Genomic DNA, 23,231 nt, shown 5'->3' with positions numbered 1-23,231 from the left:
TTTCCTGCAGCCGTTTCTGCAGCCAGTATACTCATTACCACCACGCGTGGAAATGATGCACCGGACCAATTCCCTCACCGACTTCCAGGGTGTCGGCCTGCGCCAATGCCGCTGAAAGCCACAACTTAGCTTCCTGCACTGTCTGTGCCCAGTTGTCATGGCGCGGACGCAGCGCCGCCAGTGCCGCCGATAGCGTACAGCCAGTACCGTGGGTATTTTTGGTCATCACCCTTGGCGCGGTAAAACGCTGCTCGCCATCACGGGTAAAGAGCCAGTCGGGGCTTTGCGCATCCTCCAGATGACCGCCTTTCATCAACACCGCCTCGCAACCCAGCGCCCGCAGCGCCCTTCCCTGCTCTAACATCTCCTGCTCAGTCTGCGCATGGGGAGCCCCGAGCAGCGCCGCAGCTTCGGGTAAATTTGGGGTGATAATCGAAACCTGCGGCAGCAAATGGGTACGCAGAGTTTCAACCGCCGAAGGAGACAGCAACGGATCGCCGCTTTTCGCCAGCATCACGGTATCCAGCACGACATTTTGCACCCGATGGCGACGCAAACGTTCGGCGACCGCTTCAACAATATCCGTTTCCGCCAGCATACCGATTTTAGTGGTGTCGATACGCACATCACTGAACACCGAATCCAGCTGCGCGGCGACAAAGTCAGGTTCAATGCGATACACCGACTGCACCCCGCGCGTATTTTGCGCCACCAACGCCGTGATAACCGAGCAGCCATAAGCGCCAAGCGCCGAGAACGTTTTTAAATCGGCCTGAATACCTGCGCCACCGCTTGGATCGGTTCCGGCAATCGTTAATGCGTTAATCCGTTTCATAGTTGCTCCTGCGCGTTCAGGTTATAGAGGGCGTCGATAAATGCCGGGACAAAACTGCCCGGTCCGGTTGATTGTTGAGTGGCTATTTGTCCAGCCTGTTTCATCCAGCTACAGGCGGAGGCGACGTTATCAAGCCGGTCACCGTGCAGGGCGCAACTGGCTGCAACGACTGCCGACAGCGCGCATCCGGTGCCCACCGCGCGCGTCATCAACGGGTCACCCCCGTTCACGCAGACGGTACGCTGACCATCGGTGATATAGTCAATTTCGCCGGTAACCACGACAATGGTCCCAACCTGACGAGCCAGTGCCTGCGCTGCGGGAAGCGCAGCGGCTGCCGTATCGGTCGTATCCACGCCGCGTCCCCCGCCGTTAATACCCGCCAGAGCCAGTATTTCCGAAGCGTTGCCGCGGATAGCTGCAGGCTGTAGCGCCAACAAATCCAGACAGAAGCGACGACGAAACTCCAGCGCCCCCACGGCAACGGGATCGAGCGTCCACGGGGTTTTAGCAAGTTGTGCCCGCTCAACTGCGGCGCGCATCGCCGTAGCCCGTTCCCGGGTTAAGGTGCCGACGTTAACCAGTAATGCACTGGCAATAGCCGCGAACTGACTGGCTTCCTCGGGCTCGATTACCATTGCAGGTGATGCGCCCAGCGCCAGCAGCGTATTGGCCGTAAAGCTTTGCACGACCTCGTTGGTCATGCAGTGTGTGAGAGGGGAAAGCGTTCTAAATTGGTGTAAGGTGTGAGCCGCGAGTGTGCGGCTGTGCAGGTCAGGCTGCATGGTTCAGCTCCTGCCCGCGCGAAGAAGGGACACGAGCAGTGTCAGACTTCCCTACGCTGGCATTATCCAGATCAGGTGGTACGGGTATTTCTCAGCCCATCAGCGATGGGGCACCCCGAGTCATGTAGATTGAATCTCTATACTTTTTGCCAGCTTAGGGGAAGTGGCTTGCTGTTGCAAGCTCGCCCTTCCGGTTATCGCCTCTTCGCGCTGTACCCCACCTTGTACCTCAGTTTGTACCCCACTAAATTCACAACCATTGATCAAATGCCGACCAACAAAACCAGTGTTATCACCTATGAATCCCGTAAAAGAAGTCACTTGAGCAGCATAAAATACCGCACAATTTACCAACTGTGAATTTAACCAGTAAACTGCGTTTTCATTGTTGCAAAGCGAAGCGGTGAGAATTACCATTAACACTACATGTTGTGTTTATTCATAAATCAGATACAACATGTGTAAAAATTCACTTCCTGAATAGGTGTTGAGAATGGCTAATAATTCAAAGCAAACATCAAGCAAAGTCGCATCAGTAGCAGCACAAACCTTGAACAACCCTAACGCATCTGGAATCCAAAAGAGCCTTGCTGGTTCAGCACTGTCTCAAAAGGGTTCTTCGAACCAAACAAGCGGTGCAATGGAACACAAAGCATCTGCTGCCCTCAACAACCCTCGCTCAAGTGAATTGACCAAAGAACTTGCCGCCTCTGTTCTGGCTCAGTCCAACAAAGGGCGTAAATGAAAAAAGGGGCTTGCGCCCCTTTTTAATCTTCTTGTTTGTCGAGGAGATGTATTGCTTTCCAACATAAAAACATTGTGGCAATACTTGCCCCCTCGCCAATACTTTTTCCACATGCCACAGCAAATGCTTTATTCTGGATTTCTTCCCAATCAAATTTGAAAGCATTCAATTCTTCAAGAGTGACCTTGTAATCATGCTTATGCGCATAGTTATTTCTAACTTTGTTAATCGCTTTGAATGCAGAATAGTATTTATTATTGAGCAAGCCCATAGCAAAGGCCAAATCTACTTTTAAATCATAAGAACGGGTAGACCTGAAAAATGCCTTAGGCTCAACAAGGTTTCTTGAAATTAATGTTTCAAGAACTTTCTCAATAAATAGATGCCCCTTTAAGATGGGAGATAATTCCTCTTCTTCAAATACGAGGCGATCCATAACATGCTGATCAAGTTCTTCGGAAGACAAATCATCAAAGTTCAATTTAGATTCCTTCAATTTAAATTCAGCACGGGCATTTTAGCATAGCCTCCATGCTATAACACAAGTTAGCCACCCGTTGATGATTGACCGCTTAACGCTGACAACGTGAGCGATTGCATGAAGCTGGCTTGTGAGGCTCTCGCCTGGAAATCGACATAATCAGCAAGGCGCGAAGCGTCACTCTGAATTGTTAGCGGTACTTGTGGCGCTACTGTCAGATTAAACACTGGTGCAAGGTTGTACGCTGGCGCGTTACCGCTGGTTAGTGACATTGCAGAACCACGAAGAGAATCACCATTTAGGCTGTATTGATTTGCCGCTGTTCCAGCGTTAGCACCACCAACGCCTAACCAATCCATGATAGCTGGCCCCACTGAGCGAGTATCAAAGCCTGTCTTATTCTGAATCCAATCTGCTGTAGCATCCGCAGAACCACCCACAGCACCATCGTAGAGAGCCTGGGCCGCTGGCTTATCGCTATCAGTGAACCACTGAGGGAAACGAGAACGAAGCCCTGCATTCAGATCAGACACTACGCCGGAAATCTCACCAACAAAGCCCGTCACCTGTTTAGCCAGATCTCCTAAGCCCTCTCCAAGCATTCCAGCCGATTCAGTGATAACTTGAGTGTTTTTGACAAGCTCGTCGCCACCGTCAGCGAAGCCTTTCATAAAGCCAGTGAATAGACTGTTATCAACACCATTCATCAGATTACCCATTGCAACGGTGAGATCGCCGTAAGCGTAGGCTTGTTTGATCTGCTCGTCGTTCAGCGTCTGACCGGAATCAACCAGCTTTTTCAGAGTCGAAATAAATTGTTCACCGTTATTTTTGAAAAGATCGAGGTAGTGCATCCCATCATCAAAAGTATTTTCGAGAAGATGCCCGATCTCACCGTCTTTCATCCCACGACGCTGGCCTTCATTGACTATTGCTTGTAGGTAATCAAGCGGATTATCTTCATACTGTGATAGCTGCGATTTGTTCCAACCAAACTTATTTAACACTTCGTCAACGGCGCTATTTCCACCAGACCATTTACCGCCTTTGAACTGGCTGTTTAATACCGTTTCGCTGATTCTCTCGCGGGTATCTTTACCGAAGCCATCCGTTACTTTGTCCACAGATGTGGAATCAACACCGTGTTGCTGTCCCCAAGTGACTATCGCCTTAACAGCGTTGGGATTCAGTTTGGTACGTTCGGACATTCGGACAAGCTCCAGATTTTCATCTCCTTGCTGCTTGATACGAGACAAGACTCCTGCCCCACCCGCTAATGCAGCAGTAGCACCAATAAAACCAGCACCGCCGCCGATCACATTCAGCCCCTTCTCTTTGATACCAGCCGCCGCGCCTTTATAATCCATTCTCTTCGCTTGACGCTGTGCAATCGCTTGTTGCTGTGTGCTGGCAGTGATACGGGCTTGTAATGCAGCCTCACGGCGTAAATCGGTGATACGTTCACGAATGGTAAAGTTCATTCGTTGGCTTGAAATTAGCCCATTTTTAAAGGCTTCTGTTTGTTCCTGTACGAATTTAAGAGCCTCGTATTGTTTTGCAGGGTCTACGCCGTATTTCCCAGCAATGCCGCGAAGCTGTAAGCCCGCACTTTTAAATTTAAGATCAGCCGTTTCCTCTCTACGTTGCACTTGTTGACGTAGTTTAAGATTGGCTTTTTCTTCCCTGGCTTTCTGCTTCTCTGCTGCACGTTGGGCTTTCATTTCCTTAGTGTCACGAGGGTTATCGTTAAAACGTGCATCATCGGCTTGTTTACGGGCTTTCTGTCTGTTTTTCTTTTGTGTCTGAAAACGAATCTTTGGATCAGCAATCGATTGAAAATACTTCTGTAAATCCTTCCCCGCTTTCTTAGCCTCTCTAAGACTATTCTGATCAACCGTAAATGAAACCACGTTGTTTATACGTGAGGTTTGAATTTCTAACATTATTCACACCCTCTCTGATCTAAATAGTGGTGGAGGGCTTGCTCTACCGTTTCACCACGAAAAATACGTTGTCTCACGCCGTTATAGTCAACATCTAATAATCTGCACATTGCAGCAACATTCAATAGCCCTTCGGCATCAGAGGCCGATAATTGAACATGCAGCCCTCTGTTAGATTTTAAAATTAATAACATACTCTTTCCTCATGCTAAAAATAAAAAAGGGGCAAGGGCTGGCGCATTTGCTTTGCGTGTTCCAGTTCCCTACGCCCCCTGATTAAAAGCTCTTCTTTATTTCCAGACGGGAAGAACTACCGTCTATCGCTCGTTATTCCGAGACAGTACCGAAAATGATCGCTTGAGGCACATTAACAATCGGCAGATAGCTACACTCTGTAGCCACTTCTGGGAAGCCCCAACGCTGATCAACAATTACATACTGGTGATACAATTCCGCGCCTTTTCCTTGTGTGGCGTGGCGAACACCAACACCGCTATGAAGCACGTAGGCATTAGACTGTTCAGACATAACAGGAATGCTAACAAAGCCATCAACACCGATTTTGTCAGTGATGAGGCTATAGCCTGTCACGTCGATCACGGTTACACCGTTTAGCGTCCAGGTTTCGAAAGCAGGGTTTGCACCTTTTGTGCGGGTGTAGAAGTTATCACCAGATTCCAGCGGCAGCGTATACACCATGAAGTCTTTCACGGACGGGTGATAGCGTAACGCTACGGCTGCTTTGCCGGATGCCAAGATCACCGCCCCTTGTTTAGCCTGTGCCAACCCTGATCCAAGTTTCACATTCTGAATGCGTCCGATCTCGCTAAGTTGCTGGAACACGTTTGCGTCTGCGCTAATGTCCATCGTGTATGTGGTTTTGCTACCGCCAGCAAGGAAATCAAGATCGCCCTGTCCGGCGAATTGAGAATTAACACGAAGCCCTAACAGCGCCTCAACAAGGTCAACCTCTACCGTGTTACTCACCTGTGCATACTGTGCATCGCTGAAATCGTTGATAGCGAGGGTAATTTGGTCAGCAGTGTCAACCGTTCCACGCGCTTTATACTGCTCAAGGTCACGAGAGGTGACGGAGTTAAGGGAGTTAGTGTATTTAAGCTGATACAGCACATTGCTGAATTCTGGACGTTCTGCACTGTTCCAATCGCTTTGAGCGTAGGGCATTTTCTCTGGTGCAACGAGATTTTTCACATCGGTGATTTTCTCAAGAGCGATAGAGTTTACATCGTGATGTTCAACACGGAATAACCCAAGATTAGTTACAATCTGGTTTAGTTGAGTAGAGAATGTAAACGGGCTGGCAAAATCGTACATGTTGCCAGAAAATAGATCTGAATAAGCCATTCTTATTATTATCCTTGATTAGGTTGTGCGTAGGGCTACGGTGTCGTAGTCAGTGAAAGTAAAGCCAAGAGTCGCTAATTGCGCTTGAGCCAGAGATTTATTCAGGCTTCCAAATTCAACGCCAACCAGGGCTAAAATAGTATGCTCTGGAGAAGCTACAATAAACGCCTTATCACCAGCGCTTGCAGGTTCTACGACAACATACGCAATGTCACCAGGGGCGGCAGCTTTCGCGCCTGTAGCGTCTACAAGGTCGCCAACAATAAGATCGGCAGGAATACCGGATTCCAGACGGATTAGCTTATCCTGCATAATTGCATCAGAAGCATGGGCGATAATTTTATAACGGGCGTGGCTGTTATTCCCGTTCAGAGTTTGAAATGTTCCAAATTGCATTGGTTATTTTCCTTTTGCTAATAGTTTTAATCGTTCCTCAAGCCCTGATGATGGGTGAGGGGTATGTGATTTTGTGATCGTGGCTGTAGGCCAGAATTTTTCTGTAACCTCTCGAATCTCTCCAACACTTACGCCTAATACATGCGCCACCTGTTTCATCATCTTTTCAGTGAGTACAAGTGAAGAGGATTTGTGTGTGATCACACGGTCATAGTTCATCAAGAACATTAGGTGTCCTTATTTAACTTTTTTGTTTACAGCTGATAAAGAAAAGGCGACCGAAGTCGCCAAGAGAGAATGCCCCTTGCTAAAGAAAGCATTGTTTAACGTCATAGAAGAGGCCATGAAGTTAAAGAGTGATTTCTTAAATAAATGAAGGGCGCAATGTAAATACAGATGTAAACACAAAGTAGGGTCGCCCGTCATTGCTCCTCATTTAAAAGCGTGTTGCAGCGCCCTGGAATAAATGAGGCTTTCATTATCTATTAGCTGACACTTTCGGGAGTGTAATTAATAGAAGATTTGCCAGCCTTAACGTAATTCCTGAATCTCTCACAATTCAAGGTAGTTAAGTCTGACTACATTCATCCTAACGGAATGAATGAGGGATAAAGAGCGAATGCTCTTTTTGAAAAGGTCGGAGATGCGCGGGTGATTGCATGTAATGCCAACACAACGAGACATTACATCCCGCGCATTCCTTCGGAACTAAACAAAAAAGAAGAAAGAAGAAAGAAGAAAGAAGAAAGAACCAACACTTTCAAAAAAAGCATTCAAAAGAGAGTGCCGCTATGGGAAACGGCATTCAGGAGGGAGAAGTGATTCGAATACTCAGCCCTTATCTTATAGTAACATTTTCGTTACGAACTGTCAAGCTATTTATTCACTTTAACTGCATTTTTATTCAATTTCACTGGCGACGTGTTTGTCTGAAATGGCTAAGGCAAGCTCTCCCAGCTCAAGCGTGATGTACTGGAGGCTGCAAGCAAGCTCCTCAAGGTCATTCGCTGCTCTCCAGGCTTCCTCTGCTGTTATGGTGCTACCGTCACGCTCTATCAAACGAGCTACAGAGGTTTGAAGATGCTCAAGGGCTGTGATGGCTTGCTCTGTATGTTTAACAGCGTTCAGGAGGCTCTCAGGCGTTGCTGTGATGTATGTTTTATTCACTTCCTGTAGTAGCGGGAGATGATAATTATCTTCGAAACTAAGGAGTAGAGATTGTATTGTGTCGTTAGTCATTATAATTTTCCTTGTCGTCATTAAATAAAAAATCCAAATCGGCAGTGTGACCGCCCAAGCCGTTAGTCTGGGAATAGCCTATGAAATCGGCGTATTGCTCAAACCCGATAATTTGCCAGGGTTTAAGCTGGCTGCTGTCAATAATGTATTCTTTTCTACGTCGCGGTTTGTAATAAACGTTGTCCGTTGACGATAGAACATCCTGCAATAGTTCAAACTCTGATCCGGTTGGAACCGTTGGAGGGTGTTCTATAATCGTAGTTACCATCTCGCCAGGAATAGATTCTCTTGAATAATCTTTTAGCTTATGGCTGTATTTACGTTTTGTTGCTTTCACTGCCTTTTCAATTCTGACAATGTTACTACGTTCTTTTCGTCCCATTAATTCCTCGTAAAGGGAAACTTCCGTATTTCCTCGTTATGCTCCATACTGCGTAAAATGCAAATAGCCAATAGATAGCGATGATCATAAAGTTTCCTGATTGTTTGTTAGTGTTGCTTATCAGTGGGGTGTAGTGATAAAACTCACCGCATCATTGACGGTAATGTCGTAATACTTGCCGTGACGCTCCATAGTAATAACGGCTGCATCGTGCATTAATAACATCCAATACCGCGCCCCGCTTTCACTTATTCCAACCCCATCAGCAATGTGTTTCACGGTGGTTTTTATTGCTCCGCTTTCACGTTTGAGAGATGCAAGGTGAAAATAAAGACGTTGGCAAACGGTGTTACATTCGATTTGATGGTTTGTGCATTCATTCAATAGGTATAATTTGTTCATTGTTCCTCTTGGTTAAAATGGTGTTCCGAATCGTTCATGAAAGTGTGGATAACGATTTTCAAATCTCATCTCTAACTCTTCTTCGAATCTGGAAGGTAGTTTCTTATGATTACTTTGCATTACACGACGAGCATAATTTATAAATGTATCTCCCCTGTTTTGCTGTCGTAAACTATCAGGCTTTGACAGCAGTTCGCACACTGAATCAATAATCACATCATCATCCGGCTTTTCCTCTGCGGTCTTTATTGGTTCAGGGGCTGGCGTAGTTGCTGGAGCACTTTCATGAACTTCAAGGGGAGTAGGCTGTATTTCTGGAGATTCTTCTCGTGGAATTTCTAATACTTGATAAAGGTTAGAAGTCCCAGGGCGCAGATCTTTAATAATCAATCCCATTTCAAGCAGTTTCTTAACTCGTTCCTCTGCGGCTCTTGGCGTTATTCCAAACACATCACCTATTTTTGCGTAAGAAGGAAATGCACGGTCAAATCCCCTTAAATAGCAATAGAGATTTTTAGAACCATCAGTAAATTTATGCCCGTTGACGTGGCTTATTTTCAGAATCCACATAGGAACCCTGACAAATTGATCATCATTTGTTGTCATTTGAAATTTTATCCTTAATTGTAATCGCGCTCACGGCGCTACTATGGTGATAATGGGATCACTTGCCCTTGTTAAGATTGGTTGCCTCTTTATTCAGAACATTGAGGATGTATTCTGTAACTGTCACTCTTTGATTTCTCGCCTCCTTAAATAAGGCCTGGAACGTTTCATCAGGAATGTGTAAGCAAGTGCGCGGTTCTTTCTTCGAATTTATAATGTCGCTCATGTGGTTTTCTCCTTCTGGCTTAATTGTTGGTAGTGGTTTCAGCCTGTTCAGCTTTCCACTGATCGTAAAGTTCGATTCCTTTGCGTAATCGTTCAGCGTGTTCGAAATAACCTTGACGCTTTGCTGCTGCTCGCTGGCTGTTAATTGCCTTACGTGTTTGGCTTCCGGCTTTTAAAGCCTCGAAGACAACTTCTGGACTAAAATACTTAATGTGGGTTCTCCTTGCGTGAGATACACGGAAACACCATCCAGGGGAGAACGTTAATAACGTTGCCTGATAGTGCGGTGTAATTTGGATTTTGTGGTTAGGCAGAATGCCTAAGAAGATGACAGGATGAATGCTTTCATCACCCTACTTAGTTACTTTAACATGAAATGATTTCAAAGTCAATAGATTTTTGATATAATTCCCCATTAAAGATAATAGCATACCCACCAATTGTGATCAATCTCTATCAATCATCACAAAACGCTCTGTATCGCGTTACAGGAGGTTTGCATACACATGCACTACATCGGTATTCCCTGCCCTTTTTAAAGCGCTCTATGAGGCTCCTGTGAAGCCTAACGGCATACGGGCGCACCTCTGGCACTTACTCCCGAAACCAATAGCACATCTACAGAGGGATAACGGTAGTTATCAGGATGGTAGTTAGTTGGTATTGGATTGAGGCTTAGTGAATTTGCACGAGGTACGAGGGTAAGTGAACTTTAGCCACTGGCGAAGCACACGACTATTCCGCGCACAGCGCAACGGTACTTTGCCTACGGCATAAAATCATTCGTGCCTGACGTTCGTCAGAAACGAAGTTTGCACGAGTCAAGAAGGTACAGAGTTACGCTTGTGCTTGTTCCTGAGCGGTACGGGGTCGAACCGTCAGCCCGTCAAGGGTGGCGTAGGTGAGATTTCCCGTAGAGTACCGACCAGGGACAGCGTAAAAAGATAATAAGTTCTGATCTAATAAAGTAATTTAATAAGTGATCTAATAGCTAACAGAATTCTGTTACCCCCTCCCCCAAAATTCTGTGGGGGTGTCTAACAGTTTTCTGTGGGGGTAGGGTCACAGTATTTTGTAGGGGTACTGGTGCATAGAAAGTCCAAAGGGTAACAGAATTCTGTAGGGGTGCTCGTTTCTCACTTTACCCAACGGTAGATCGTCGCCCTGCTCACTACGAATCGCCCATGCAACAACCCTAAGAACAGCCAGAGGAAAATCTTAGATTATCCCTATCAAACCCCTGCATTAATAACGTCAAAACCTATGTTAAATGACAGGTAAAGAATTGGTGTAGATGTAGGTCAAAGGAGATTGTTCACTTTCATTGTCAGAATGATCAGTTTAGCTAAACCGTTGTGTAGTGCGTGATCAGTGCTGTTTGTCATGAAAACCACTTTGCACTTGTGCCGGATTTGCTTAACGACTTTTCGTTATGAAGTAACAACTCTGTTTTTTCATGCTAAAACCCGCCAATTAGTTAGGATTCTAATCATTCCACTTTGCGATCAGTTTCAAGTGAATAAACTCTGCATACTCCGTGCATACTGGCAGGTTAGCGCCACCCTCGCCTAATACCCTCACATTTTCCAACATAAAATCAATGAAATAGACAACAACCACACACAACCATCTGTAGTGTGACGTTCCGGTGTTACCGCTGTTCTTCTTGCCGATCTGATGATTTGGCAACGTCCAAACACATGTTTATAAATGACAATAAATTGATTTTGTTGAAGATATTTTGAAATTGTGCAGATTTCGATCTGGGTGTGCCTGATCTTCGCGTTCAGCACTGGACACAACCGCGCCATTTACCACACACATCACAGATCAATCTTTGATCATTTTTCTTGCAACCAACTGAAAATGATCATAATGTTTATTTCATCAGTTTAGATGTGTGTCCTTAATGGAGGATAAATTGAACAGAGCAGTGGTGTTAGACGAACAGCAAGCTAAAGCGATCAGGGAATGGCTAAACGCTCATAACAAGAGCCTGATAGCTGACGTTACGTTAATGATGCAAGCCGCCGTATTGCGTGTGGGGGATGCCGTAGCGTTACGCTTTGACGACGTGATCAACGGTGAGATTGACATAGAAGAACAGAAGACAGGGAAGCGTAAAGCCCTCACCCTTCCGGCTCCAGTGGTGCAGATGATCACACGTCGCCGCGCTGAGTTTCCCAATGATGTGCATGTGTTCAGAAGCCAGCGTAACCGATCAATGAACAAGCAAGCGCCTGTACGACGCGAGGAAGTGAGCAAGCAGATCGCAGAAGCCGCTAAAGCTATCGGGATTCATGGCACTGTATCGGCGCACAGCTTCCGCAAAGCTGGCGGGAATGCCATCTACAAACGTTCTGCAAACAACATCGCGTTAGCTATGACCGTGCTTAATCACAGCAACATCACCGACACCAGGCGCTATCTGGATTTAGATAAAGAAGCCGTTAGTCGTGTGATCAATGAGATGGACTTATAAGGGGGTACACATGAAAAACAGTTTACTGGTGCTGACACTGGCGTTACTGCCAGCCCTGGCAAATGCCGGACAAATTACGATGACCCACCCACAGGAGGAACAGACGAAGAGCGGGAAAACGCTACGCACGTATCAGAACAGCAATTACCTGTTCACTTAGGTAACTAAGGGGAAATGTCCGTATGCAAAGACATTTGACACTTCCGCCAAAGAATGACGATTTTAGCGGGATTTTGGATAAATGCTGTTTCTGCAATTATTGCAATACCAACTTGCGGAGTATTGACCAACGGCACGCGAAAAAATCATGTGTGTTTGCACCTTATCAACTTCAAAGCATTTGGGACAATAGGCTGTTTCATCGCCTTCTTTCCAGTAAAGTCCATCATTGAAAATGAAGGTGTGCTTATCCTTAAGCTGCTCTTCAAGCTGTTTGTTTTTTTGTTCAGCCTCGAAAAGAAGAGCTTGGGTTGTGATCACTTCCATCTTAACGCTGGCAAGCTCTGTCATGAGGTTAGCAAGCTCAAGTTTAAGCGTGGCCTTATCAAGCTCACCGCCATCATCCGCAAGTTTCTTTGCGATGCCGACAGCCTTATCAATGATCCCTACAGCCGCCGCTGTACTTGCAAGCATTCCAGACATTAATCATTCCTCTCGAATAAATAATCTATCGTAATCTTTATCGTTGTTAATTTTATTTTTATTAAGTGTATCTATGATGATTGAATCCTCAGGGAGCGGTAGTCCTGCCAACGTCCGTAAGCTGAATGATACGTTATAAAAATAAATCGCGAGGTCTGTCAATTCCTTGGCGCGTTTTGTTGTAGGATAATCATCGTTTAAATGATCATCAAATTCGTTCCATTCCTTGACGAATCGCTGCTTTGCATTGTCAACTTTTGTAGGAAGTGTAAAAATTTCGTGCATTAAATTCACAGGTAACAACTTCCAATCGATATCTTCGAATTTTCCCAGCTTAAAATCAGGAAATTCAATGACATAACCTCTAAACACCGATCCAGAGCATCTACCTTCATCTTCATAATAATACTCGCGCCCATCATCTTCTGAACACTCAAGGCACAGTGCAACATACCGATCTAGTTTATAAGTCAGTTTTAGGGCTAACACTTCTAAATCTTTTTCATTCTTCGAACGGTTCTTACGCCAATCAGTAAACCAGGCGAAGCCTCCTGTAATGATTGCACCCACAACTGTCCCAATAAGACCAGCATAATTATCTGACATACACGCTCCTGTTTTCTCCCATAGTACATCATGAACCCGTTGGTGGTAAGGCAACAAGCGGGGCCGTTAGGCGACAGCATCAGGGTATGTCAGACAGTGAAGTTTATCAGAATGACCGTACACCCGAGGGGCGAGTCTAGAACGTTGACAGAGCCTGCTCTTTTATCTACAGCTTTAATAATGTCAATCAGATCATAGATAGAATTATCTTTTTTTTGCATTAGATAACTACCTTTCTCTGACATCACCCTAACTAATTTGCAATGTAGCAGGAATAAAGATCTTAACCCTATGACCGCTAATGTTTTTCAAAACCTTCCATTTATTCTTCACTTCTGAATTAGCCATTCATTACTCTTCCTCAGGAGTAATGAATTCAATCTGATAATACATGCTAATAATGTTTGTAATAATAAAAATCAATTTCACGGCATCAACTCGAGTTGCATAGTATTGCTGTCTCCCATGAGCAAATGCGTGTCTATTCAACGAATCAAAACTTTCAAAATCAATCTTCGTAAAATACTTATCTAAGAATTGTTTAATTAAATAGCAACTCTGCACAAACTGATAAGGAATTTCACCATCAGTTTCAATAAATTGACCGTTCTTATCTTTTTCAATCCAAACTTTTCGAGCCAAACCCATACCATACTTCACATTACTTAAGTCACCATCATTTGAAAGATCAGCCAAATACCTTTCAAGTATTGCAAACAATGAAGGAATACAGATTTGATAAAATCCTTGCCTGTATGCTTGAATTACCTCTAATAACATCTTGTGGATAAAAGGATTTTGTTCCTCTTCAAGATTTATTATTTTTAAAAATACGCTTTCAAAATTAAGTTCAAAAAAATTCATGAACCCTAATTCAATTTCTTTATCTGATAATTCTGATGACGGGCATTGAAAGTAGTCATAACAATCAAAAGCTAATGGGGGAACCCATCCATTTTTAGATAACCGATTGATAAAATCCCATGAGAGATAGTCATCTTTCTCTAATCGGTCAAGAATACTTTCCATTATCGAATGGAATTTTTCAACAGTTAATTTATTTAGTAACACCTCAAACCTCATAAATTAGAAGTCTACAGATAAATCATCATCCATGAAAAAACAAATAAATACAAGAACATAACCAAAATTTATCATTCCCAATTTAAACCATCGATCACATAGCAAATGCTTTGCAGTGGGAATGTATGTAAATAGCGTTTAGTAATCCCGCCACTTTTCTCGTGACCAACCGTTTGTTGTAGATGCAGAATGTTCTTTACCCATCCAGCCATCGCAGTAGAGCAAACAGAATGACGAATACTGTGCAAAAGCCGTCTTTGCCCGTAATCATCGAGATACGCAATACCAAGCTGATCACGGAGATCTGAAAACATTTTTCCTATCTTCGTCATGTTCGTTCCTGCAACTTCTGAGAAAATCCGCTCCTTCCATTGGCGATCAACGTAGTCCATAAATCCCCATTCGATCAATTTCGAGTGGATCACTACTTGTCTGGTAGCATTTTCAGTTTTCCCCTGCCCTCCCTCTGCAATAAGGAAGTAATGCCGTTGGCTGTCTTCATCGAATTTTATCTGTGACTTCTCCAGTTTGGCAATCTCGCCTCTTCTGGCTCCGGTGTATGCCAGCAGCAATGTGATCCACTTTTGCCAGTTGTCAGGCTGTTTTAGCGCCCACCCCACAAACTTTTTCATCTCTGCTGTGCTGTAAGCACCGAACCTCGCTTTTGAAGGTGCTGCCACTACTCCATCAGTTGGGGACTTCTGCAAAACGTCTTTGCTTTCAGTGAGAAAAGTTTTAAACAAGGATTTGTAGATTTTGAGGTGCTTATGAATAGCTTCAACACCCACGAGATCATCCGGTGGCACATCATCACATTCTATCAGTTGCTGGATGGTCATTGATCGATAAGGCTGTACAACGCGCTTAGGGAGGTTCTCAACAACTTCCATCACCTGCTTAATGTCCTGCTTTGTGATCATCGTTACATCAGTTTCGCCTCCCAAGACAGTTAGCAACACTTCCATGTAACGCTCATTTGCCATTGAGATCGATTTCGTCCAGTTGCGCCCTTTTTCATCTTTGTACATCGCCCATGTATCGGAAAGGGTTAGCACCCTTTCCGATACAACTTGTGCCACTGGCTCAACGATTTCAGTAGGTACAACAATCGGCTGACTGAGTAACTGCGGAACTTTCACTGTCTTACGTTCTGACACAATCAGGTTTGATACAAAAGCATCAAACATCGGGATCGGTGTAGCTAATGATTTAACAAAAGGAATGTGCGGAATAATACCAACCATCAAAGCAGATGCTTCACGATAACTATCAGTGAGAAGGGATTTTTTATACATCCTGCCATTTGAAAGCCGGATTTGCAGATAGTAATTGCCGTTTCGTTGAAACGTGTATGGAAGAGTTCTGTACCTCATGATTAAGCCCTTTTTGTACCTCAAGTGCATTCAGCACGGACAAAAAGAGATGCAATCTCATGATAAGTAGGCCAAATTTTGGCCCCCTACGCTGGCATTATCCAGATCAGGTGGTACGGGTATTTCTCAGCCTTCACCAGGAAGGGCACCCCGAGTCGTTGAAACACAAGTTTCGGTAACAGAATACTGCCTACGCTTGATGATGTAAATTAGCGCAGCACCATGGCCCTCCACGAAATTACGGGGTAAGGTTGCAGCTATTCTGTACATTCATTTACACTTTTTACGAAATGACTGGCGTGATAACAAAAAAGTTCTTGTCAGATGCCCTATAAGCCAGGAATGATACACGACTGATGTTGATGACCCGAACAGGTAAAGAGGATGGGTATGAAGAATAAAATGTTGCTGGGTGCACTCCTGCTTGCAAGCAGCGTCGTCTGGGCCGCGCCGGCCGCAACAGCTGCTCCCACCGGAATTGATAAGTATGAGTTGAGCGGTTTCATTGCCGATTTTACCCATTTTAAACCTGGTGACACGGTCCCACCGCTGTACCGTACTGACGAATATGCGATTAAGCAATGGAACCAACGCAACCTGCCAGCACCTACCGCCGGTACCCACTGGACCTACATGGGTGGTGCGTACGTGCTGATCAACGATGCTGACGGTAAGATCATTAAAGCCTACGACGGCGAGATTTTTTATCATCGTTAATAGAAAAAACACGTACTTTCAGCAAGAAAGTACGTGAAATACCCGCAAATCAATTAGTCATAAGATACTGCAAATATCACTTTACTTTGTATTTCACCAGGCAGTAATGATTCCCCTGTCACGCGAACATATTTCGCAGTGATAGGGAAAGTGTACTGATTACTGATTGCTTCCAGTTTGGTCATTCTGTTCATCAGATTATCCCCCTGTTTTAGAGGAGAAGTCGCGGTGCCATTATATATCTGGAACCCCACCCCTTTGGCGCCATTCGCTATCGTGTTTTTTAGTATTTTCCCGCTTTCATCCCAGTCACCGCGCACCACTTTAAAAGTGACGGGATTGGTAGTAACGTTATATATACTTTCGCAATTCAATACCAGATTTGTGGAACCCGATTTGGTATTATTAACCGTGAGCATTTCATTTAATGTGGTATCTGGCATTTTAATTTCGTATCGAGGTAATGAAAACTGACACGTGGTGGGTTTATGCGTTACTGTAAAGCTTAAATTCTGTGTAAAAGCTGAATTACTCGATAAACGTCCGGTAACCCAGCAATAAAGATAAGCTAACCAGTTTGAAGTACAAGAATTATCAGAGGTAATACTTACTGCCGGGTCGCTCAGACTAAACGCATCACCGGATACTGTCTGCTTAATAGTCCCTGAATTTACATATCTTGCTGAGATGGTGAAACTTTTGGTATCCAGCACTTCGCCGGCACTAACCGTTTTCTTACCAACACTTACTGGAAAATCATTGCTGGTCAGATTGATATTAATTAAAACCTTCTTGCCGCTGCCCCCCTGAATTGCAACAATGTAATCCTTAAGCGGTGTTGTATAATATAAGCTATCACTGTTGGCTGTACACACTATGTTACCACTGGAACTGAGATTAATTTGATTTATTGCCGTTCCAGATGTCATATCCAGATTAATTGTCGCTAACCCGCCATTTTTCGTCTGAAATGTACACCCGGCATCAGCGCCAAAGGATGACAGCAGCAAAAATATCAAAAATACGTATCCTTTCATATCTTGCATCCTTATCGGCAAATATAGACTTTATTCTCATCAATCGCCCTATCGAAGGTAATTGTACAGAACTGTCCCTGCTGTTTATTAACTGCAACACGTACCGACGCGGGAATGTCGTTGGTGCGAATAAATAACCGACTACCCTGCCCCACCAGACCAACATTATTACCGATATCATCTTCCACTTCATAACCGAAAGATAACGGAGAGCCGTCCGGACGCTCGGCCAGGAAGTACCAGGGTTTGCGCCGATCGGTTTCAAACTCCGTCATCACGACCGCACCGCGATAGGGTACTGTACCTTTTCGATTGCCCATTAATGCCACATCGCTATTAGTGTCGGAAAGATCCAGCATCAGCATATTTTCACGGTACGGCGTCAGACTGTCGTAAACCGCGTAACCTTTACTGTTGGTCGTTAGGTAACGATGCCCTTGCACAGCCGCACCCTGTAACCCAGGCGCTTTAACAATGGCGAATGTATCTGAAAGCCGGGGAGTCAAAGCGACGCCCTCAGACCACACCACGATCCCCCCCTGAATATTGCCGCTGGCCTGTTGATACTTATTCGATTGGCTGTAACTACTGCCTACAGTCGCCACTGGCGCGCGCCAGACCATACTAACGCCCGCCGTTGTCTCGTTCCCCTGTCGTTGCTGACTGATGTTGGCACCATAGCTGAATTGATCGCGATGACCCGTCACCCCGCTTAAGCTGGTGTTATTCGACTGAAAGCCGTCATTATCAAACGTCGTGGAATTAGAGACGAACAGATCGCGTCGAGGAGTGGAAATACCGTCCCCCCACGAGAACGGGATGGAGATATACAGGTTAAAACGCTTATCCTCGTGGTTGTCCTCATCGTACGTTTGACTCACGGCAACGGTATAGCTAACTCGCTGCCAGGCGTTAGAGTAGCTAAGCTGATAATCTTTGCCGTTTCCACTGCGTTGCCAATAGTCGCGCCACAGGCCACTGACCGCCAGGGATCCCCAGTTTTCGGGTAACGCTTGATTTATATTCAGTGAAAAACTGTTCTTGCGGCCAAAGTCGTTTTGATAGTAGTCCGCAATGTCATAAACATCGTTTTTATCGCGATTATAGTTATTTTTATTATTCGCCCACACGTAGTCATTAAAGGTACGATAATCCCGCGAGGAATAACGATAAGCTGCCAGTGCAAACTGCGTACCGGTCTGCGTGACATATTTGTTCCATGCAACCTGATAGCTCTGACCATCAAAAACATCACCATTATCCTGCTCGCTATGCGATCGCGTGGCGTCTACCGATACTGCGCCAATGGGGGTATTCCAGCCAGTCCCAAGCACAAATGAAGAATAGTTTTGCGACAGCATTGTACCGCCATAGACTGTTAGCAGATTGTTCAGACCATACTGATAACTCCCTTGCAGGAAATCATACTGATTGCCAGCCCCTTCAATATGGCTACGCCCTGCAGCGAAATCATATTTCGATACGCCAGACTGCAGCATATTTGGCACAGATGAAAAAGGCACCAGATAATGAGATATCGAACCGTTAGCCTCTTTCACACTGACATCTAAATCCGAACCGCCACCAGCGAGTTGTAGATCATCAATAGCAAATGGGCCTGGTGGCACTTCTTTCTGGTAAATAACAAAACCATTTTGTTCGATGGTTACCAGGGCGTTGCTCTGAGCAATCCCACGAACTACAGGGGTAAAATTCTGTTTTGAGTTTGGTAACATTTGCATATCGCGCCAGATACGCACACCACGAAAACGTACGGCATCAAAAATATCTGCCCCGGTATACATGTCACCAGCGCGCAATGTACCAAGAATCGACGGCACACCACGTTCCACATATAACGTGTTGCTCTTCCATTTGCCGTTGCCCTCGTTACCTTTCGTATAGTTGTCACTTGAATGCAACTGCCACCCCAGCAGGTTCAACCCGCTATTCAGGTTCACATAGCTGCTTTTATCATCACCACCGTGTTTATAATTACTGTAATACTGGCTGGCGTAATAAGAGGTATAAAAAGCGTTTACCCCACGGTCCCAGGTTTCAGGCGGCATATATCCTGGTTCATATTCAACCACATACGCCTGAGGTACGCTTAAATTTAGAATAAACTCCCCAATGTCATAACTAACACTGCCGCCCTGCACTGCTGCACGCAGCGGCACGCAGCCTTCTTGTTTATCCGTTTTAATATTCCCGGTGCGAATACCAATTTGCTGCAATTGTGCCCAGGACAGACATGTCAGTTCGGGATCGTCTTTAATATCAATATCGTACCGACCACGCCACTTATTATTAAGATAAACATCCATTTCATATATACCGGGCATTGGCTTATCGCCATCAATTTGATAGCGAGAGATTTTCTCACCATTCAAACCGCCGATCATAAAGTGGGTATCAAACGTGTCTTCTTCAGCCCATGTGGATGAAGCGGCCAACACCGACAGGATTGACAGTGTAATAGAATTTATCTTTGACATAATCAATCCTTGACTATCTTTCCGTCTTTATTTTTTCAGTTAAGTAGTTTCCGTGATCATCAATAAGAGTAACCTTGTAATGATTAACGACAGCAGTGGTGACGACCTTTTTATCTGACCACGGAGCAAGTAACACTGTCTCGCTGTTTATTTTTGAATTACCCACTAGTTCAGGAATAGTAATCCAGTTAGCAGAATTATTTTTGATATTAATGCCACCGCTGATATCTCTGACGCTTAAGCGAGAAAAGCTTTTTTCATCTACACCGGCGATACCCTGCGGGCGATATATAAATTTGATGCGATTCTGCATAGCAAATTTAATCATGTTCTTGCCTTCTGATTCCGCAGAATTAGGAGGAATATCTAACACATTCAGGAAAAAAAGACTTTCACGATCTTCCGGTAGCGTATTTGCCAATTGCTTAATTTTCAGTTGTTGACCAGAGCCTCCGCTGACCTTTGCCACCGGAGGGCTCATTACAAATGGCACGTGGATTTTTTCGGGTGGCAGACTGGTATCTCCGTCATCTATCCAGGATTGAACCAGCGAGCTGCGACTGCCTTCATTCATTAATTGCACGGTAATTTCTTTTTTCTGTGCCGGATAAATGACACGGGTGCCGTAAATGTATATGCCGCCCCACGCAGGCATTACTGTACCGGCCAGTAAAAACACGAGTATTTTTTTCATTATAATTATCCTTACTGCGGAAATAATCGGCGGCCGGAGCCGCCGACAAACAGGATAGTCATCTTAATCAGTAACAACAGTCATCGTCAGCGAAGAGGCCACATCACCAGCGGAGACATCGGCAGAACCAATTTTCGCGTAGCGTGCGCTAAAGTTCAGAGTATATTTATTGTCCGCAGTTTTAGTTAACTCAATACCTGTATCGGGGTTAACCTGTTTAGTAAAATCATCACCATAGTAAACGGTGAAGCCAGCACCATTATTTGCTGCGGTATTTCGTGTAATATATTTATTATTGCTGTCAAATTGAGAACTGGAGAAAGTAATTTTTGGTGCTTTACTTCCTGTACATTCAACCGTCAATGGCACGGTGGTTTTATTTGAGTATCCTTCATAAACACCACCAGCACTTAAGGCATTTAATCTGTCAGCACCAATTTGGTTCATACCAATGGTCGCAGTGGTATCCCCTGTAAATTTACAGGTGGTCCCTACTACTTTACCAGTAATAATCAGTTCACCCTGATCAGAATCAGCAGCAAAAGCCCCAGCGCTCATAACTACAGCGGACAGAACAGCAGCGGAAATAATTGAACGTTTCATCGTATATTCCTTAATAAATTAACTTCTATTGGTTAAGAGGACTTAACCTGTGAAATTAAATTCGCACACCAGAAACGTTACCGCAATGTAAACGCGTTGTTTTATTGATTTAAAACAAATTGCAAAGCGCAATATAATAGAAACAAATCAGTCGATTTTTTTATTCTTTTAAATTAATAAATTTACGAGATTAACTGTCGGAATGAAATTCTTCAGAGAAATGGTCAGCCACTTATTATTCACAATAATAATGCATGGCTGATAAAAGACGTTTAATCGTAACGCGTCATCACAATTTGTCGTGTAGCGTCACCGGTGATAGTAACAATTTCAGTTACCGCACCTTTTGTTGGATTGTAAACACCCGCTCTGACGTTTGAAAAGGAAATGGCATTGCCACAGCGTTGCTGCACTTCGTTATTTACAACATCAGCGCTACAGGTGGGTTCAGTTACCCGACCATTGATATTCAGGGTGGCAGTATCTGTGGCGAAAGCAGAAGCGCTCATTCCATAAGCCAAAGTAATAACTCCCAAGAATAAATTTTTTTTCATTACGTTCATTATTCCTGTATCGGTTGGGAAACAGCACACAAGCCGTCTTTCCAGTAGATTATGGATTAACTGCCTCGCTAAGACTAATTGAGATTGTAGATTAATTCGACCAATTTGATCAATTTAAATGATGCATTGAGGGTGTTTATTCAGAAAAAGACATGAATTATACAGTCCGGATAAATAATTGAGTGCGATTTTTCATCCAATATATTCACTGCATCAATGAATTATTGATACAGTGAATATTTGTAACGCTATTAATTACACCGCGCGGAAGGCAATTTCACCTGGGATCACTTCCCCTTGCCAGTAGAGCTGGGCAGCGACACGTCCTGCAAGGTCGCGGTAAATGGCGGTAAATTCGCTGTCAGGACGGCTGATGACCGTCGGCGTACCACGATCCAGGTCTTCACGCAGAGAAATATGCAGCGGCATCTGTCCCAGCAGTTGGGTGTGATACTGCTCAGCCAGTTTCTGCGCGCCACCGGTGCCGAAGATTGGCTCGTGATGACCGCAGTTGCTGCAAATATGCATACTCATATTCTCAACAATACCCAGCACTGGCACTTCGACTTTTTCGAACATCACGATGCCTTTTTTCGCATCGATCAGCGCGATGTCCTGCGGAGTGGTCACCACAACAGCACCCGTGACCGGAATGTTTTGCGCCAGCGTCAACTGGATATCACCCGTACCCGGCGGCATATCCAGTACCAGGTAATCAAGATCCGGCCATAAGGTTTCTTGCAGCATCTGCAGCAGGGCTTTGCTGGCCATCGGGCCACGCCACACCATCGCATTATCGTCAGTAACCAGATAACCAATAGAGTTTGTCGCCAGGCCGTGAGACATGATCGGCGCCATATGGGTACCGTCTGGAGAGGTTGGACGCTGGTTTTCCGCACCGAGCATCGTCGGGATTGACGGGCCATAAATATCGGCGTCCAGTATCCCTACCTTCGCCCCTTCCGCAGCCAGCGCCAGCGCCAGGTTCACGGCAGTAGAGGATTTACCTACGCCACCTTTACCCGAACTGACGGCGATGATGTTTTTTACACCATTAATGCCCGGCTGGTTTTTCACGCGTTTCAGCGTCGCAATGTTATGCGACAGTTTCCAGTCGATCGCTTTCGCACCAGTAATACGCAGCAGATCGGCGCTACATTGCTCTTTTAAGTCCTCAAACGCGCTCTGCCAGACAAACGGCATGACCAGCTCAACGTGCAACGTGTCATCCATCCAGGCGACGTGATGCAACGCTTTAAGCGTCGTCAGATTATGCTTCAGGGTTGAATGCTGAAAATTCGCCAGCGTCCCGGCAACCATCGCGCGCAGGGTCTCTGGTGATTTGGCCTGGGATTGTGCGTTCATCCCGACTCCTTTTTGTTGTTCTGAAAATACAATAGTCACCAGGTAGTTTACTCCAACCGCAACAATTATTCATTTACGGATAAATGCCCTTATCGCTTGGCGCAGTAATTACCATTTTGGTACTATCAAAGCCCTTTTCACTACAAAAGAAGTAATTGCCCACT

The 23,231-nt window shown here is 45.0% G+C and carries 28 protein-coding genes and 2 riboswitches; of the genes, 4 read left to right on the top strand and 24 right to left on the bottom strand.

Features of this window, described 5'->3' with window-relative positions:
• Nucleotides 1-34 precede the first annotated feature (34 nt).
• The 3 genes from thiD to HV243_RS08895 all read right to left on the bottom strand — a co-directional run bounded on the left by thiD (nucleotide 35) and on the right by HV243_RS08895 (nucleotide 2,037).
• A complete protein-coding gene (gene thiD / locus HV243_RS08905) occupies nucleotides 35-835 on the bottom strand; it encodes a bifunctional hydroxymethylpyrimidine kinase/phosphomethylpyrimidine kinase (protein ID WP_016156956.1) in 801 nt (266 codons plus the stop codon).
• Nucleotides 832-1,620 carry a hydroxyethylthiazole kinase gene (thiM, locus tag HV243_RS08900; RefSeq protein ID WP_053388836.1) on the bottom strand — a complete coding sequence of 263 codons (789 nt, stop codon included), beginning with the start codon at nucleotides 1,618-1,620 and terminating at the stop codon, nucleotides 832-834. Before thiM ends, thiD begins: the two co-directional genes overlap by 4 nt.
• A gap of 31 nt (nucleotides 1,621-1,651) precedes the next feature.
• Nucleotides 1,652-1,748, bottom strand: a riboswitch (TPP riboswitch).
• Complete coding sequence (locus HV243_RS08895) at nucleotides 1,741-2,037, bottom strand: hypothetical protein (protein WP_148721883.1); 297 nt, start codon at nucleotides 2,035-2,037, stop codon at nucleotides 1,741-1,743. Its footprint overlaps the riboswitch before it by 8 nt.
• Before the next feature lie 76 nt (nucleotides 2,038-2,113).
• On the opposite strand from HV243_RS08895, the gene HV243_RS08890 reads away from it, so the two are divergent.
• Complete coding sequence (locus HV243_RS08890) at nucleotides 2,114-2,365, top strand: hypothetical protein (protein WP_071603011.1); 252 nt, start codon at nucleotides 2,114-2,116, stop codon at nucleotides 2,363-2,365.
• A gap of 22 nt (nucleotides 2,366-2,387) precedes the next feature.
• Here the strand turns inward: HV243_RS08890 and HV243_RS08885 are convergent, their stop codons facing one another.
• The 11 genes from HV243_RS08885 to HV243_RS08835 form a co-directional block, all read right to left on the bottom strand.
• Nucleotides 2,388-2,846 (bottom strand): hypothetical protein, encoded by a 459-nt coding sequence (locus HV243_RS08885; RefSeq protein ID WP_064391707.1) that lies wholly within the window; start codon nucleotides 2,844-2,846, stop codon nucleotides 2,388-2,390.
• A 65-nt stretch (nucleotides 2,847-2,911) separates the two neighbouring features.
• Nucleotides 2,912-4,789, bottom strand: coding sequence for a hypothetical protein (locus HV243_RS08880; protein WP_181603982.1), 1,878 nt, complete (start codon nucleotides 4,787-4,789; stop codon nucleotides 2,912-2,914).
• On the bottom strand, nucleotides 4,789-4,983 hold the full coding sequence (locus tag HV243_RS08875; RefSeq protein ID WP_074194250.1) for a hypothetical protein: 195 nt from the start codon (nucleotides 4,981-4,983) through the stop codon (nucleotides 4,789-4,791). Before HV243_RS08875 ends, HV243_RS08880 begins: the two co-directional genes overlap by 1 nt.
• A 133-nt stretch (nucleotides 4,984-5,116) precedes the next feature.
• Entirely contained in the window at nucleotides 5,117-6,154 is a 1,038-nt protein-coding gene (locus tag HV243_RS08870) for a hypothetical protein (protein WP_064391703.1), read from the bottom strand.
• A gap of 18 nt (nucleotides 6,155-6,172) precedes the next feature.
• Complete coding sequence (locus HV243_RS08865) at nucleotides 6,173-6,550, bottom strand: hypothetical protein (RefSeq protein ID WP_064391700.1); 378 nt, start codon at nucleotides 6,548-6,550, stop codon at nucleotides 6,173-6,175.
• A 3-nt stretch (nucleotides 6,551-6,553) separates the two neighbouring features.
• Nucleotides 6,554-6,778: a hypothetical protein gene (locus HV243_RS08860; protein ID WP_136070823.1), complete on the bottom strand. Its 225-nt coding sequence runs from the start codon at nucleotides 6,776-6,778 to the stop codon at nucleotides 6,554-6,556.
• A gap of 672 nt (nucleotides 6,779-7,450) precedes the next feature.
• Nucleotides 7,451-7,789 (bottom strand): hypothetical protein, encoded by a 339-nt coding sequence (locus HV243_RS08855; protein WP_181603981.1) that lies wholly within the window; start codon nucleotides 7,787-7,789, stop codon nucleotides 7,451-7,453.
• On the bottom strand, nucleotides 7,782-8,171 hold the full coding sequence (locus HV243_RS08850) for a hypothetical protein (protein ID WP_064391696.1): 390 nt from the start codon (nucleotides 8,169-8,171) through the stop codon (nucleotides 7,782-7,784). Before HV243_RS08850 ends, HV243_RS08855 begins: the two co-directional genes overlap by 8 nt.
• Nucleotides 8,172-8,291: 120 nt before the next feature.
• On the bottom strand, nucleotides 8,292-8,573 hold the full coding sequence (locus HV243_RS08845; RefSeq protein WP_064391695.1) for a hypothetical protein: 282 nt from the start codon (nucleotides 8,571-8,573) through the stop codon (nucleotides 8,292-8,294).
• Nucleotides 8,574-8,585: 12 nt separating this feature from the next.
• On the bottom strand, nucleotides 8,586-9,179 hold the full coding sequence (locus HV243_RS25515; protein WP_223822569.1) for a transcriptional regulator: 594 nt from the start codon (nucleotides 9,177-9,179) through the stop codon (nucleotides 8,586-8,588).
• Nucleotides 9,180-9,237: 58 nt separating this feature from the next.
• Nucleotides 9,238-9,405: a hypothetical protein gene (locus HV243_RS08835; RefSeq protein ID WP_168377428.1), complete on the bottom strand. Its 168-nt coding sequence runs from the start codon at nucleotides 9,403-9,405 to the stop codon at nucleotides 9,238-9,240.
• A gap of 1,908 nt (nucleotides 9,406-11,313) precedes the next feature.
• On the opposite strand from HV243_RS08835, the gene HV243_RS08830 reads away from it, so the two are divergent.
• A complete protein-coding gene (locus tag HV243_RS08830; protein WP_064391692.1) occupies nucleotides 11,314-11,886 on the top strand; it encodes a tyrosine-type recombinase/integrase in 573 nt (190 codons plus the stop codon).
• 10 nt (nucleotides 11,887-11,896) lie between these two features.
• Nucleotides 11,897-12,046: a hypothetical protein gene (locus HV243_RS08825; protein ID WP_170974160.1), complete on the top strand. Its 150-nt coding sequence runs from the start codon at nucleotides 11,897-11,899 to the stop codon at nucleotides 12,044-12,046.
• 62 nt (nucleotides 12,047-12,108) lie between these two features.
• Here the strand turns inward: HV243_RS08825 and HV243_RS08820 are convergent, their stop codons facing one another.
• The 4 genes from HV243_RS08820 to HV243_RS08805 form a co-directional block, all read right to left on the bottom strand.
• The gene (locus tag HV243_RS08820) at nucleotides 12,109-12,528 is read right to left on the bottom strand and encodes a hypothetical protein (RefSeq protein ID WP_064391691.1); all 420 of its coding nucleotides are present in this window, start codon (nucleotides 12,526-12,528) and stop codon (nucleotides 12,109-12,111) included.
• A gap of 3 nt (nucleotides 12,529-12,531) precedes the next feature.
• Nucleotides 12,532-13,134, bottom strand: a complete 603-nt coding sequence (locus tag HV243_RS08815) for a hypothetical protein (RefSeq protein WP_064391690.1) — start codon at nucleotides 13,132-13,134, stop codon at nucleotides 12,532-12,534.
• A 351-nt stretch (nucleotides 13,135-13,485) separates the two neighbouring features.
• A complete protein-coding gene (locus HV243_RS08810; protein WP_150189106.1) occupies nucleotides 13,486-14,205 on the bottom strand; it encodes a hypothetical protein in 720 nt (239 codons plus the stop codon).
• An 83-nt stretch (nucleotides 14,206-14,288) separates the two neighbouring features.
• Nucleotides 14,289-15,590, bottom strand: coding sequence for a tyrosine-type recombinase/integrase (locus tag HV243_RS08805; protein ID WP_150189107.1), 1,302 nt, complete (start codon nucleotides 15,588-15,590; stop codon nucleotides 14,289-14,291).
• Nucleotides 15,591-15,657: 67 nt separating this feature from the next.
• Nucleotides 15,658-15,753, bottom strand: a riboswitch (TPP riboswitch).
• 221 nt (nucleotides 15,754-15,974) lie between these two features.
• Between HV243_RS08805 and HV243_RS08800 the strand changes: the two genes are divergently transcribed.
• On the top strand, nucleotides 15,975-16,307 hold the full coding sequence (locus tag HV243_RS08800) for an RcnB family protein (protein WP_019077205.1): 333 nt from the start codon (nucleotides 15,975-15,977) through the stop codon (nucleotides 16,305-16,307).
• 53 nt (nucleotides 16,308-16,360) lie between these two features.
• On the opposite strand, the gene HV243_RS08795 is transcribed toward HV243_RS08800, so the two are convergent.
• The 6 genes from HV243_RS08795 to apbC form a co-directional block, all read right to left on the bottom strand.
• Nucleotides 16,361-17,344 (bottom strand): fimbrial protein, encoded by a 984-nt coding sequence (locus tag HV243_RS08795; RefSeq protein WP_053388835.1) that lies wholly within the window; start codon nucleotides 17,342-17,344, stop codon nucleotides 16,361-16,363.
• An 11-nt stretch (nucleotides 17,345-17,355) separates the two neighbouring features.
• Nucleotides 17,356-19,842 (bottom strand): fimbrial biogenesis outer membrane usher protein, encoded by a 2,487-nt coding sequence (locus tag HV243_RS08790; RefSeq protein WP_053388834.1) that lies wholly within the window; start codon nucleotides 19,840-19,842, stop codon nucleotides 17,356-17,358.
• Nucleotides 19,843-19,855: 13 nt separating this feature from the next.
• Entirely contained in the window at nucleotides 19,856-20,536 is a 681-nt protein-coding gene (locus HV243_RS08785) for a fimbrial assembly chaperone (protein ID WP_053388833.1), read from the bottom strand.
• Between the two features lie 63 nt (nucleotides 20,537-20,599).
• Complete coding sequence (gene yehD / locus HV243_RS08780) at nucleotides 20,600-21,139, bottom strand: fimbrial protein YehD (protein WP_016156961.1); 540 nt, start codon at nucleotides 21,137-21,139, stop codon at nucleotides 20,600-20,602.
• A gap of 272 nt (nucleotides 21,140-21,411) precedes the next feature.
• On the bottom strand, nucleotides 21,412-21,693 hold the full coding sequence (locus HV243_RS08775) for a DUF2574 family protein (RefSeq protein WP_016156962.1): 282 nt from the start codon (nucleotides 21,691-21,693) through the stop codon (nucleotides 21,412-21,414).
• 264 nt (nucleotides 21,694-21,957) lie between these two features.
• On the bottom strand, nucleotides 21,958-23,067 hold the full coding sequence (gene apbC / locus HV243_RS08770) for an iron-sulfur cluster carrier protein ApbC (protein WP_016153686.1): 1,110 nt from the start codon (nucleotides 23,065-23,067) through the stop codon (nucleotides 21,958-21,960).
• Nucleotides 23,068-23,231 lie beyond the last annotated feature (164 nt).

Source organism: Citrobacter sp. RHBSTW-00599 (assembly GCF_013784065.1).
GTDB classification, from domain to species: Bacteria; Pseudomonadota; Gammaproteobacteria; order Enterobacterales; family Enterobacteriaceae; genus Citrobacter; species Citrobacter braakii.
This window is presented reverse-complemented; position numbering and strand designations above follow the sequence as displayed.